Annotated in this window: 14 protein-coding genes; 5 read left to right on the top strand and 9 right to left on the bottom strand. The window is 33.6% G+C overall.

What is annotated here, in order from left to right; genetic code table 11:
* Window positions 1–303: 303 nt before the first annotated feature.
* On the bottom strand, window positions 304–945 hold the full coding sequence (locus H3T96_RS04740; RefSeq protein ID WP_306298066.1) for an NADPH-dependent F420 reductase: 642 nt from the start codon (window positions 943–945) through the stop codon (window positions 304–306).
* Between the two features lie 79 nt (window positions 946–1,024).
* On the opposite strand from H3T96_RS04740, the gene H3T96_RS04745 reads away from it, so the two are divergent.
* Complete coding sequence (locus H3T96_RS04745) at window positions 1,025–1,921, top strand: LysR family transcriptional regulator (protein WP_144091792.1); 897 nt, start codon at window positions 1,025–1,027, stop codon at window positions 1,919–1,921.
* 747 nt (window positions 1,922–2,668) lie between these two features.
* On the opposite strand, the gene H3T96_RS04750 is transcribed toward H3T96_RS04745, so the two are convergent.
* Window positions 2,669–3,553 (bottom strand): LysR family transcriptional regulator, encoded by an 885-nt coding sequence (locus H3T96_RS04750; RefSeq protein WP_086327312.1) that lies wholly within the window; start codon window positions 3,551–3,553, stop codon window positions 2,669–2,671.
* 170 nt (window positions 3,554–3,723) lie between these two features.
* Between H3T96_RS04750 and H3T96_RS04755 the strand changes: the two genes are divergently transcribed.
* Window positions 3,724–4,812, top strand: coding sequence for an alpha/beta hydrolase (locus H3T96_RS04755; protein ID WP_144091791.1), 1,089 nt, complete (start codon window positions 3,724–3,726; stop codon window positions 4,810–4,812).
* Window positions 4,813–5,248: 436 nt separating this feature from the next.
* On the opposite strand, the gene H3T96_RS04760 is transcribed toward H3T96_RS04755, so the two are convergent.
* The 6 genes from H3T96_RS04760 to H3T96_RS04785 all read right to left on the bottom strand — a co-directional run bounded on the left by H3T96_RS04760 (window position 5,249) and on the right by H3T96_RS04785 (window position 9,170).
* On the bottom strand, window positions 5,249–5,692 hold the full coding sequence (locus tag H3T96_RS04760; protein WP_198248603.1) for an MBL fold metallo-hydrolase: 444 nt from the start codon (window positions 5,690–5,692) through the stop codon (window positions 5,249–5,251).
* Entirely contained in the window at window positions 5,680–5,940 is a 261-nt protein-coding gene (locus H3T96_RS04765) for a hypothetical protein (protein ID WP_198248604.1), read from the bottom strand. Before H3T96_RS04765 ends, H3T96_RS04760 begins: the two co-directional genes overlap by 13 nt.
* 40 nt (window positions 5,941–5,980) lie before the next feature.
* Window positions 5,981–6,439, bottom strand: a complete 459-nt coding sequence (locus H3T96_RS04770; RefSeq protein WP_198248605.1) for a cyclophilin-like fold protein — start codon at window positions 6,437–6,439, stop codon at window positions 5,981–5,983.
* Window positions 6,429–6,818, bottom strand: a complete 390-nt coding sequence (locus tag H3T96_RS04775) for a hypothetical protein (protein WP_086327248.1) — start codon at window positions 6,816–6,818, stop codon at window positions 6,429–6,431. The genes H3T96_RS04770 and H3T96_RS04775 overlap by 11 nt, the downstream gene beginning before the upstream one ends.
* A gap of 30 nt (window positions 6,819–6,848) precedes the next feature.
* Window positions 6,849–8,057: an MFS transporter gene (locus tag H3T96_RS04780; protein ID WP_144091790.1), complete on the bottom strand. Its 1,209-nt coding sequence runs from the start codon at window positions 8,055–8,057 to the stop codon at window positions 6,849–6,851.
* A 231-nt stretch (window positions 8,058–8,288) separates the two neighbouring features.
* Complete coding sequence (locus tag H3T96_RS04785) at window positions 8,289–9,170, bottom strand: LysR family transcriptional regulator (RefSeq protein ID WP_144091789.1); 882 nt, start codon at window positions 9,168–9,170, stop codon at window positions 8,289–8,291.
* Window positions 9,171–10,229: 1,059 nt separating this feature from the next.
* Between H3T96_RS04785 and H3T96_RS04790 the strand changes: the two genes are divergently transcribed.
* Complete coding sequence (locus H3T96_RS04790; RefSeq protein WP_186279238.1) at window positions 10,230–10,382, top strand: hypothetical protein; 153 nt, start codon at window positions 10,230–10,232, stop codon at window positions 10,380–10,382.
* Window positions 10,383–10,796: 414 nt separating this feature from the next.
* Window positions 10,797–11,444 carry a LemA family protein gene (locus H3T96_RS04795; protein ID WP_086327721.1) on the top strand — a complete coding sequence of 216 codons (648 nt, stop codon included), beginning with the start codon at window positions 10,797–10,799 and terminating at the stop codon, window positions 11,442–11,444.
* Between the two features lie 122 nt (window positions 11,445–11,566).
* On the opposite strand, the gene H3T96_RS04800 is transcribed toward H3T96_RS04795, so the two are convergent.
* Window positions 11,567–11,998: a MerR family transcriptional regulator gene (locus H3T96_RS04800; protein ID WP_144091788.1), complete on the bottom strand. Its 432-nt coding sequence runs from the start codon at window positions 11,996–11,998 to the stop codon at window positions 11,567–11,569.
* A 132-nt stretch (window positions 11,999–12,130) separates the two neighbouring features.
* On the opposite strand from H3T96_RS04800, the gene lepA reads away from it, so the two are divergent.
* Window positions 12,131–13,927: a translation elongation factor 4 gene (gene lepA / locus H3T96_RS04805; RefSeq protein WP_086327529.1), complete on the top strand. Its 1,797-nt coding sequence runs from the start codon at window positions 12,131–12,133 to the stop codon at window positions 13,925–13,927.
* Window positions 13,928–14,054 lie beyond the last annotated feature (127 nt).

Here is a 14,054-nt window from a genome sequence, read left to right on the forward strand (position 1 = left end):
ACCAATACCGAATCTGACTAGAAGATATCGCATATTTTTTTGAAAGAATTTCCGATGATTCTCCTGATAAGAATTCATTAGCTATAATAATTTTTAAATCTCGACTATATTTTGACATAAAAAGACCCCCAGTAATTGATTGTCCAACTATTGGGGGTTACTTTATTGATTGGCGGTTTTTTTGTATAGTACGAATGTAGAGTTAAAATATAGACCGTACATGGCGACTATTTAGAAATATAAATTTTAATATCATTTTGTTTATTATAAATTAAATAACAAAATTGACTGTTATTTTCGTATTTATGCTTTGACCCAAATCGGGGCTACAGTTGGTCCTTGCCCAAGGAAAAAGGCAAAATGAATATTCATTGCACCAATAGGTTCAATAAAACGACTATTACACAAAGAACCAGCGTCAATCGGTTCAAATCCAATTGAATTAGCAATGTTTGATACAACGGTTTTTGCGTTATCATCATCAGAAGCAATAAAAACTTGCAAAGTTTGTTTTGTTCGTGCTGATGTAGGTAATAATTGAGCAAAGATAGTATTAAATGCTTTTACGATTTTCGCCTTTGGTGCCAATGCTTGAATTTCTTCTGCGCCTGATGTGACATGACCAATCAGTAACTCTTTAAAGTCTTCCGTAACTGGGTTAGTTATATCAATTAATATTTTATCGGTTAAATCACCACAAGAGAGTAACACCTCTTTTACGGCTTGATAAGGTAGTGCTAAAATCACCATTTCGGCTGATTTTACCGCGGTTTCAATACAACCGCTTTCAGCGCCTAAATTTTTTGCAAGAGTCTGAGCTTTTGCTGAGTTTCTGCTTGCAATTACAATATCATGATTTGTTGTGGCAAGTAAATTTGCAAGTCCTGTCCCCATATTTCCTGTTCCAATAATAGCAATTTTCATTTTTATCTCCTGTTTATGAATGAATTGATAAAACTATACAATAGAAATAAAAAGTGATAAATTTCAGTTATATTTCATATTTAAAAACAAATTGTTTCTAATGGATAGATTAACTTCTATGTCTGTTTTTGTGAAAGCCGTTGAATTAGGCTCATTTTCGGCTACAGCAAACGCATTTAATATGTCACCACAATTAGTTGGTAAACATGTCCGCATGCTTGAAGAACACCTAAATGTTCGTTTGTTAAATAGAACAACTCGTCACCAGAGCTTAACCGAAGTAGGACGTGCATTTTATGAACGAGCCAAAAATATTCTTGCCGAAGTTGAAGAGTCAGAAGCGATTGCAGCACAAATTAATGCCACACCTCGAGGGCGAATTAAGATTAGTGCACCAACAACATTTGGCACTCATGCATTAGCACCTCAGTTACCCGAGTTTTTAAGCAATTATCCAGAAATTTCCATTGATTTATCACTTACTAATCGTATTGTTGATTTAATTGATGAAGGATTTGATTTAGTTTTCAGAGTTGGCGAATTACCTGATAGTGGATTAATTGCAAGAAAATTAAAACCTTACCAGTTGATTTTATGTGCAGCTCCTTTATATCTAAAATCCTCGCCACCGATTAATTCACCAAAAGATCTTAAATATCACGAATGTTTAGGTTTTTCTCACACAACATTACAAACTCATTGGCAATTTGAGGGAGCTGAAGGTCATTTTTCTGTACCTGTATCAGGGCGATTCATGACCGACAGTGGTGATGCACTATTACCAGCAGCCATTGCTGGATTAGGTATTATGTTACAATCAGCAGAAATGGTGACACCAGCAATAGAAAAAGGACTGTTAGTTCATCTTTTACCCGACTATCACGTACCAACCCGACCCATGCATATTCTTTATGCATCTAATCGCCATGTTTTACCTAAACTAAGATGTTTTATTGATTTTTGTATTAAAAAATTTGGTGAATGTGAACAAAGTTAGAAATCATAGTAGGCTGTATAAATTGGTTACCTAAAGCAGATGAGCCTGCTTAATTTTTTGTTTATGAGTATTATGACCGCCTTGATTGGCGGTTTTTTGTTTTTATGTACAGTTAGAAAGTAGAGCTATGCAGAGTTAAAATGCAGATATACATAGCACTAATCCTTACAGAATAAGGCTTACAAGAAATCATGTATAGTATGTGCAGTTTTTTATAAAATTTTATTTTAATGGGAGTTAATTTCTTTAACACTCAAATTTCGGTACTGCCTATATGACCAGATTTTTATATCCGCGAAAAATTAACTTTAAATCAAAAATAAGTGAGCATTAAAAATGCCCAATTTTAGCGGTCACTTTTCGTTTTAGGTATACGAAGTAAATTTTAAATAGATAAAACACTTTTACTAAAAAGGTTTAATACATACTTTTCAAGTCCAGCCCACCCATTAGCATATCTACACAACTCTACCGAAGTCAATCAAATCCTTATATACAAACACTTTCAAGGAATCCTTACTCAACCGAGTTCAACTGAAATTATCCCAAATCTAGCATTAAATCCGATACCAAACAGGATACAGAAAAAGACATTAACTAAATCTTTTATTTTTATTCAACATATTAGTTACGTTATCCGAGTCCTATAACAGGGGTGGAAAAATATATTTCATAACTTTACCTTAATAACAATTATAATTTTATTTCTTAAAAATTGAACAATCCTCTAAATCTTCGCATTTAAATTTAAACCCTCAATGTATTCACCACAACCCGTAATGCGGATGATATATTGCGATGTGGATAGTAGAGGTATAAAGGTGGAAAAGTATAGCTATACTCATTAAAAATGCGGATGAGTTGACCATTAGCCAGTTCCTTTGCAATCAGTTCTTCGGGTAAATAAGCAATCCCTAATCCCATTTTTGCGGCAATGAGCGTTGGATAATCATCATTTAAAATCCATTGTCCTTGTGGGGTGATTTTAACAATTTGACCTGAGTACTCAAATTGCCACTGAAAAAGATGTCCGTTGGATAAACGATAACCAATACATTGATGTTGTGTTAACTCTTGTATCGTGCTAGGAAATCCCTTTTTTTGAAAATAATCAGCCGTTGCTACCACCGCCATTTTCATAGGTTGACTAATGCAAACAGCTACCATATCTTCCGCAACATCACTACCAAAACGAATACCCGCATCAAAACCTTTTGCAACAATATCAACAAAACGATTATCACTAATAAACTCAAACTGAATATCAGGATATTTGTCCTTAAAATGGGCTAATTTAGGGAGTAGTAGCGTTTCAATCACTTGTAGTCCACAGTTAATACGCACTAAGCCAGATGGTGAATTTCGATAGTGTTCAATCAGTTGAAGTTCGTTATCCATTTTAGCAAAACTTGTTTCAACAGTGCGAAATAGCTGCTCGCCAACTTGGGTAAGCGAAAGGCTTCTTGTCGTACGATTAAATAACTGTACCCCTAAACGCTGTTCCAATTGATGAATTTTTTTACTTAGTGCAGGGGAAGAAATCCCCAGTTTTTGTGATGCTTTATTAAAATTTTTTTCTTGTGCAACCTTTAAGAAGGCAAATAGATCATTATAGTTTTCACGTTTAAGCATAAAAATCCTAATTAATGACGTCATTTGATATTAGTCAGCAGTAAAATTAATTAATAACGCCAAGTTAATAGTATATGAACTTTTTTGCATATTATCATTATATTATTAACCGATATAATTTATGTCTAGCAACAAAATCGGGAACACATTCTTTTCTAAAGGAAACATAAATGAAATTAAAAGTCATTACTTCAGCGTTATTATTTAGTACAACTTTATTTGGAGCAAACGCTATGGTAGATATTCGTTCACAAACTGTTATTGAAATTCCGACACAAACGATTCAATTGGAACAAAATTGGGATAAACTTTTCCCTAAAAGCGATAAAGTTGAACACCATAAAGTTACCTTCAAAAACCGCTATGGTATTACACTTGCCGCTGACTTATATATTCCTAAGGGTGTTACTGGCAAATTACCGGCGGTTGCAGTGAGTGGTCCATTTGGTGCAGTAAAAGAGCAATCATCAGGTTTATACGCACAAACGCTAGCTGAACGTGGATTTATTACTGTAGCATTTGACCCGTCATTTACGGGTGAAAGTAGTGGCTTGCCACGTAATCAAGCCTCTGGCGATATCAATACTGAAGATTTTAGTGCCGCAATTGATTATCTTGGCTCCCTCGATAATGTTGATCAAAACAGAATCGGTATTTTAGGGATATGTGGTTGGGGTGGAATGGCGTTAAATGCAGCAGCAATTGATACTCGAATTAAAGCCGTAGCCACCAGTGTTATGTATGATATGAGTCGTGTTATATCAAAAGGTTATAATGATAGCATGACTAAAGAACAACGATTAGCTATGAAACAAGCCTTAAATAATAGCCGTTGGAATGATGCAAAAAATGGTTATGCCACTAAAAATCCGAGAAATAACATTCCGGCAGATCAAATAACCGATGAAACACCTAAATTTATGGCTGATTATTCCCGTTTTTATACCACTGAACGTGGATTCCATATTCGAGCGGCTAATTCTAATCCCGATGGTTCTTGGGTATTAACAATGCCGCTTTCATTTGCCAATATGCCACTATTAAGCTATGCCAATGAAATCAGTGCAGCAACATTAATTGTAGCGGGTGAAAAAGCCCATTCTCGTTACTTCTCGGAAGATGCTTTTAAAGCGGTTGGTAGCCAAAATAAAGAATTAGTCATTGTTCCTGATGCTAGCCATACTGACTTATATGACAATAGAACTAACAAAATTCCATTTGATAAATTTGAACAGTTCTTTAAAGACAATTTGAAATAATCATACTTAATCAAATTAGCTTATTCACATTGTAAAAAGCCACCAAAATTTGGAGGCTTTTGTGTTTTTACGATAAGTTATTTAAAAGTTTTTAAACATTTTATTTATGACTAAATATCAACATAATTAAAGAATCACCCCTGTTTCCACCAGCGAGTAAAATGCTGTTATCGTCCGTCTAGCCAAATGGGTTGGCCAATGATCTGGGTAAATAAGTCGAACTCAGCATCCTGACTGTTATAGGTAATGAATTTAAATGGCTCATACCAAAGATGATTTGAGATTGAGAAACGCCCCATGCGCAGGCATTAACGCGTTGGCCTGTAAATCTTTAGCCGCAAGTATGGCTTGTTCAGGAGTCATGTGAATACCCACCCAACGCGTATCGTATTGACCACTATCTAAAATACCAAATCAAAGTCATTAATTAGATTCGCTATTTGTTTAAAGTGCCATAGCGGCGGGCAGGTAAAATATAATGCGTAAAATCATCGTTTAATGTTAATTCGGTATACCAGTCCGCTTCAATAATACGATTTTTCGAATATCCCCAATAACGTAAATGGGCTCCAACACCCAATAGCACAATTGCTTGTTTGACTTTATTATATAAACCAGTCACGGTTGGATAATCGAGATGATCCCAATGATCATGTGATATCAGTAAATAATCAATCTCTGGCAAATCTATTACACGATATGATGTTGTGCCACTAAAGGCTTTATTTAAAAAAAGAGAATGAGGTGCATAATCACTTAATACCAGATCGATTAAGATACGTTTACCATGTAATTGTACATAATAATAGGAGTGACCAAGCCATATAACCAAATCTTCGTTACTTGCTAAAGCATTAAGATCTGTTTTTATTGCAGGCAAATTCTGACTGGGGACGGTTTCTTTATTACCATAAAAAAATCATTCCACAAAATGGAAAAGGTGTAGGAATCAATTGTTAATTTTTGTGTTGGAATAAGATTATGAAATTGACCATTCGTATAATTAGGGGAACTTGTGATTTGTGCCAACAGTTCGTCTTGTGGCGATTGACCAAATTTGGGAGCGCGTAAAATAATCCATGCCGTGATTGCCAGTGCAACGGATAAAAGTAATAATATTACCACCATTTTATAAATCCACTTTTCATATTTTAATGCCTTATTTAATTTACTCCACACGACTTATTGTTGCCACAAAATCCTGTTTTAAATTTGCTAATACCGTTCGGCCAGACTCAATATGACCCAATGTATACAATTGTGAATTTGTTCCTACACCTTGATAAAACAGAGCCAAATTCCCCCAAGGCGCATAATAAGTAAAATCCCCAGAAATATGAGCGGCACTTGCCATACCTTGAGTAATTAAGCGTTGTGGCAGATAAGCGATCTTCTCGGCACCAACATAATCACTAAAAGTCAGTGTTAAAGGTAGTAGTGCCAGTAGCTGATGACTGGCAGGAGTATCGAGCAAATTGACAATCACTTGCTGATCGTCAATAGTCAGTTTTATTTTTGCTAATGTTGTACTTTCAGTTTTTTGACTAAACGCCGAGAAACTCATCAAAAGTGTAATAAATGCGGTTATAAACAAGTTTAATTGTCGTAATGGATGTCTATTTATCATGATGATATCGCCTAGAGTGAGAATTATAATGTAATAAAATACGATTTTGATTATATGGTGCAATCGTTTTAGATGTGACCATAAAGGCATTAACATTACCAAGCTGCGTAGCTGTAACACTGACTTGCATTCGTTCTTTTAACGTAGGAAGTGTTTTTAATGTTTGGGCAGCAATCGTATCGACCCATTGATGCCATTCGGCATTAATTTTAGGATGATCATTCCAAAAGGGAGAAGGTTCGCCAGAGACTAAAGGTTGTAATGCCTGACTCATTGTTGATGGATTTGGAAAATGTTGCACAGCCACTACTGCCGTGTTCGCAAGTGTTGTTTGTACAAAAGTTAGCATAAACACTAAAGCCGTAAACTTGAATTTCATTTGTGATCCTTTTTATCTATATAAGATTGATTAAGCAAGGTTGCCTGTTGCTTTTTTATATAAACTAAAACACAAGGCGGTAATGATGGCACCCATAATACAAATAATCGTGGCCGTGATAAAAATGCCACTAACCCCTAATTGGTCAAAGGTCATTCCACCAACACTAGCCGCTAAACCAATGGAAAATTGAATCGCGGCAACCGATAACCCACCAACCAGTTCAGCTTTATCAGCAAGCGTTCGAGTGATCCACGTTGACCAACCAACAGGGATAAATCCAAACACAAATCCCCAAGCAATCACTAATGTAGTATCCATAGTCACATTATCAGAACTTAAAAACCTATATTTAATAAATAAGAGCATGGCTATCGCGGCTAAGACTAAATGAATGGCGATCATCACAGGTCTAAAAAATCGGCCAAGTAGTAAACCTGCAACAAAGGTTCCGATGCAATTAGCGATACCAAACACCAATAAAATAAGGGTTAATGGACCGGCTTGTAGTGCTAAATTGTGCTCTAAAAACGGTCGCAGATAAGTAAAAAAGAGGTGATAACCTCCATAACTAAAAATTGTACCGATAATGCCCAAAAAACACCAATTTTGCTTAAATAGGGCAAACATATTTTTAAAATTACTGCTTTCACACGGCGGTAAAGATGGAAGGGTAAGCCGTTGCCAAACTAGCGCGATAAAACTTAACGCCGCAGCAATAAAAAACACATTACGCCAACCGACTAAATGACCTAAATAACTGGCAAGAGGCAGTGAAATAATCGTTGCAACCGACACTCCGGCATAGACAATACTTAATGCTCGAGGAATATCTTTACTCGGCGCTAATTGTAATACTACAGCAGATGCCATTGACCAAAATCCGCCAACACAAATCCCTAATAGCGCTCGACCAATCAGCATAATGAAATAATTAGGCGCAACAGCAATGAACAAATTGGATAATACTAATAAAATAGAAAAAGTGAATAATACTACTCGACGATTAATATTTTGGGTCATGGGTGCGAGAACCAAACTGGTGACTACCGCAAAAATCCCCACCATTGTGACGCTTTGGCCTGCTTGACCTTCAGTAATATTTAAATCTTGTGCGATAGGTGTTAATAAGCTAATGGGAATAAATTCCGCGGCAATCAAACTTGTTACCCCAATAAATAGCGAGAATATTGCTCCCCAATACGCCGTACTTGGGGAATTTAATATGTTATCTGACATGGTTAATCCCATTATTATATTAAAGACGAATGAATTGAATAGTTGTGGAATGGGTCATAGTCTAAATAGCAGCTAAAGATATGTAAATTACTTATATTTTATGGTTATTTATGCCTTAAAAGCATGGGTATAAGCTTTATTTAATATCATTAATATCAATAAAAAGAAGCCATAAGAATAAGCTCAGCAAAATAGGAGGATCATTTTGCTCACTTCTATATTCAGAGGGATTTATTGAGAAAAAGCCTGTTTCATTCGCTGTAAACAGATTTCAGCTGCTTTTGAAAAAATTTGATAACGTTTCCAAACCAAGTGAATATCTACCATTAATTGTGGCTCTAAAGGTTTAAAGCAAAGATGACTATTACCAGTCGTGTTAATCAGCTTATCAATACTTAATGCATAACCCATGTTTTTTTCGACCATAAGTGAGGCATTGTAAAGTAGGTTATATGAGCCAATCACATTGAGTTTATCTAAATCACGTTTTAACCAGCGCGTAATTCGGTTATCGACTTCTTTCTGTTTAGAGATAATAAGTGGCAAGTTCCATAAATCGCTAGGTCTAATCACATCTTGATGCGCAAGTGGACTATCTTTACGCATTAACACTCCCCAAGTATCTTTTTCGGGCAATAGTAACGACTCATATTTGCTGATATTTTCCACACCAATTAATAATCCAAAATCGAGTAAGCCTTTATCGATACGTTCTGTTACTTCATCAGCATCACCACTATAAATATGCACATGAATTTGCGGATAGTCGTGTTGTAATGCCTTAACAACCTCAGCAATTAATCCCATGGCATGGGTTTCACCACAGCCAATATAGATATCACCACTGATTTCCTCAGCTGAGGTTTGAAACTCTAATTCAGTTTTTTGTACTAATTCTAAAATTTCTTCAGCACGTTTGCGTAAATGCATACCTTCATCGGTTAAGGTAATTTTACGACTGCCTCGATTAAATAAGGTTTTACCCAATTCTTGCTCTAATTCAGACAGTTGACGAGATAAGGTTGGCTGAGTCAGATGTAAATACTCAGCAGCCGCAGTGATACTTTCCTCTCTAGCAAGAGCTAAAAAATAACGTAATACTTTAATATCCAGAATGACCTCACATACAACTATTTTTTATGCTTAAAAAGTATAACAATAATTAAGTTATAGGAAAGAGGTATGTTGTTTTTATGTATAGTTCGAATGTAGAGTTATGTATAGTTAAAATATAGACTATACATAGCGAAAACCCTTATACAATAAGGCTTATAAGAAATCATGTATAGTATGTACAATTTTTTATAAAATTTTATTTTAATGGGGGTGGGTTAATTTCTTTAACACTCAAATTTGTGGACCGCCCCTTTGACCAGATTTTTACATCCGCGAAAATAAACTTTAAATCAAAAATAAACGAGTACGAAAAATATCCAATTTTAGGGGCCACTTTTTATTTTGAGGGTACAATAACAAATATAAAAAACAGAAATCATTTATCCGAAAGGGTTTAAAAGACATTTTTCAAGTCCCGCCCACGCACCAATTCAATAATCAGTAACATTCTTTTAAATTCTTTAAAACACATCAAAACCAACAAACACAAGGCTTAAACCTTATTTTGTTATTTATTAAGCATCAGTAAAATACATTTACAGTCAAAATTTTAAGCATATTCTTAGGGATACGAATACAATATACCTAAAAACCGTATACCCAAAATCATTATGACAAGAAAAACGCTACCATTAACGGACACACAAATAAAAGCAACCAAACCAAGTGATAAGGATTATTCTTTATTTGTTGGTGGCAGTATTTATCTTTTAATCAAAACAAATACATTCTAATTGTACGCGCCCCCTATACCAAAAAAGAGGCATTAACAAGTTTTGGTAGTTATCCTGAGGTTTCACTACATAAGCAAAAAAGTTAAGAAATGAAGCGCAAGAACTTATCAAACAAGGTATAGAACCTCAAGAACACAAACCTAACAAGAACAATGCAAACATGACGAAATAACCAGTACGTTAAAAAAGTAGCTACTAACTGGTTTAAAGTTAAAAGCAGTAAAAAATTACATTAAAAGGTATTTCATTAGAGTTACATATTTTTCCTTACATTGGAAATAGTTCCATATTCAAATTAAAGATAAAGGACTTTATAAAAGTTATGGAACCATTAAGAGCAAACGGTAAATTGGAAACAATTAAAAAACTTTGCCAACAAATTACTGAAATTATGTTTTATGCTGTGAATACAGGCTTAATTGAGGCTAACTCAGCAGTAAAGATTGAATATACATTTGAAAGTACAAAAAAGTAAAAGTACCATTTTATGGCGAGCTATTAATATTATAATTTAAAGATATAGTTAATTGAGTTGAGAAGATAATTAAAAAAGATATAAAGGATTATATAAAGCAAAAATTTTTATAGGTAAAAAATACTTAATTTAATATTTATGTATCATAACAAATTGATAATTTACAATATGTTGCAACAAACCTAAATATATGCTATTTTATATAATTAGTTGTTTTAAAAGAAGTATAATTATTATTTTAATACGTTCAATACGTAGCTATTTTAAATGTATATAGAAATTGTTTTGATTGAATTAGTGATATAAATTAATAAAAAGTAACAATAATTTGACCTCACTTAACAGCTACATTTCAAATATAAAAAATGCTACCTATTTGATTAATAGATCTTCTAATTATGAATAGGACTGTTTATGTTCACTACTTTATTTTTAATTCTTATAGCAATTTTAGTGTGGTTATTTTTTGCATATAACAAACTCAGAAGTTTAGCTGAAAATGTTAAACAAAAACAATCTAATATATATGCTACAATCAAAAAAAGACATGATATCGCTCAAAGACTTTCAGATATAGCTTCAAATTATGGTGATCATGAAAAGTTGACTCATTTAACCATTACTGAGAGTGACAGTATAGCTAAAGCAAATATAGCTGTTTCAGAGGCATCACATTTAATTGGCAATGTTCAAATGCTAGCTAATAGATTTCCTGATCTAAAAGCTAACTCAACATATCAACAATTGATGGTTCAATTAGATAAAATTGAAAATACAATTCTTGAAAGACGTGAAGCATATAATGCAGCAGTACAAATCTATAATTCCTTACGTGGCAGTATCCCTCATTTATTTTACGCAACCAAATTAGGTTTTGTTGAAGCAACTTACTTTGAGATGGATGAAAATGGCATGGATCAATTGGTGTCGTTTAATACTGATGATGGAAAAATTTTAAGAGATACTATGGGTCGAATGGCATCAGTTGCAACCGAAAATATAAAAAAAATTACAACCAAAAAAAATGATGATGCGGAAAATGATTCTCCAGATAATCAATAATTGATATCATAAACCATGAGTTTCTTTTTTGATAAACAGAGAAACTCATGTTCCTTTAAAATGGTTAATTAACAAAACCACTCAAAAATCGCTTTCCTCAAATTTTTTGCTCATTAAAAAACTTAATTATTTATTGCTTGATGAGCTGTTTTATAATATTGTTTTTTAAATTTCAATAAGGCCAATTGCTCATTTAGTTGAGTTATAGTATCGATTAAAATCTTTTCTTGTTGATTAATGATGGTTAGACGTTCATCCAATGTTTCATCACCTTGTAAGCATAACTTAACATAATGTTGTACCTCTTTAATTGACATATTCGCATTACGTAAGCATTCAATTAATTTTGCCCATTGCAAATCTGCATCAGAAAAAAGTCGCTTTTCGTTCTGATCGCGTTGTAGAAATGGAAATAATTTCAATGAATCATAATACCTTAATGTATGCACTGATAAGCCTAACATTTTAGCTGCTTTAGTCACTGTATATTTAGGTGTTTGGTTTAGTTCACCATTTTGAGCTATTGATGCAATACAGTCATTTATATTTACCATATTTATACCTATTTATTAATATAAATCAATTAAATATCTTATCAATCATAATGACTTGATAAACTTGACTTAGAGTTACTCTAACCATTATAGTTCACGCCAATATTTAATAAAAGTATGGGAGAAATTAAAATGAACCCAAATAATATAAGAAATTTTTGTATAATTGCCCATATCGATCACGGTAAATCGACTCTAGCTGATAGATTAATTGAGATGACAAATACGGTCTCCGAACGTGATATGAAAGAGCAATTATTAGATAACATGGATCTTGAAAGAGAACGTGGTATTACTATTAAGCTTCAAACTGTTCGTATGTATTATAAAGCATCTGATGGTATTGAATATGAATTAAATCTAATTGATACTCCTGGTCATACAGATTTCAATTATGAAGTTTCACGTAGTTTAGCGGCTTGTGAAGGTGCATTGTTACTTGTTGATGCAACCCAAGGCGTGCAGGCACAAACTATTGCAAATTTGAAATTAGCCCAAGAACAACATTTAACTATCATTCCTGTTATTAATAAAATTGATATGCCAAATGCTGATACTGAAAGTGTACTCAAGGAACTTGAAGAACTTGAAGGTATAAATTTAGACAAGGCTATTTTAGCTTCGGCTAAAACTGGGATTGGAGTTGACAACATTTTAGAATCCATCATTGAAAATATTCCTGCACCTGAAGGCAACAAAGATAAACCTCTTCAGGCATTAATATTTGATTCTCACTATGATGTCTACCGAGGTGTTGTGCTACATGTTCGCATTTTTAATGGTTCAATTCGTACGGGAATGAAAATTAAAATGCTAAAAAGCGAACTTGAATTTGAAGCGTTACAAGTAGGAGTATTTTTACCTGCCATGAAATCAGTCGAAGAACTTATGGCTGGTGAAGTAGGATTTATTTCTACAAATATTAAAATTGTGTCAAATGTAAAAGTCGGTGATACATTAATTAACCCTAATAAACCTGATACCAATGCGGTGCCTGGTTATAAAGAGGTTAAACCAATGGTTTATGCCGGTCTATTTCCAATAAAAAATGAAGATCAAGAAAAACTGAAAGATGCCGTTGAAAAATTATCGCTTAACGATTCAGCATTCATTTATAAACAAGAAAATTCAATGGCACTTGGGGCGGGATTTCGATGTGGATTTCTAGGTATTTTGCATATGGAAATTATTCAAGAAAGGCTTGAACGAGAATATGGAATCGAAATTCTATCTACATTTCCTAGCGTTGAATATCGTGTAACGTTAAAAAATGGTGAAATTATTAGCGTTAACAACCCTATATTACTGCCTAGTTTTGAAAAGATCGAATATATTGAAGAACCATTTATTGATGCAGCAATTATTATTCCTATGGAAAATATTGGCGAGATTATGGAACTCTGTCAGGAAAAACGCGGTATTTATGTCGATATGATTTATCTGAATAATAAAATGGCCGAATTGACATTTAAACTGCCAATTTCAGAAATTGCTTATAATTTTTATGATTCACTTAAATCAATTACACATGGATATGCATCAATAGATTATCGAGACCGAAGTTATATTGTAACTGATTTGGTTAAAATGGATATTTGGCTGAATGATGAAATTGTCGATGCCTTTTCATTTATTTTACCACGAGATAAAAGCTTTGAACGCGGTAAACAAATAGTTCAGAAAATGAAACACGTTATACCTCGCAAACTTTACCCAATGCCAGTACAATCGGTAGTTGAAAATAAAGTCATTGCAAGGGAAGACATTCCTCCATTACGTAAAAGTGTAACAGGACGTGGCTATTCAGGATCTGCATCGAAAAAGAAAAAGATAGCTAAAAATATTAAGGAAAATAAAATTAGGCAACGTAAGTTTGGCGGTGTTGATATCCCACAAGAAGCATTTCATGCGGTATTGGATATTCATTGATAATATTAATAGCCACTGTCTTAAATGCATATAATTTAATATTTTGTTATTTTCTAACAAACCAGATAAAGGAAGTTTTGCTGACTATCGTTGGCAAAACTTTTTATCGTACATAATATGAATTATT

This window comes from Gilliamella sp. W8136, from assembly GCF_016101285.1.
Lineage (GTDB): Bacteria > Pseudomonadota > Gammaproteobacteria > Enterobacterales > Orbaceae > Gilliamella > Gilliamella apicola_N.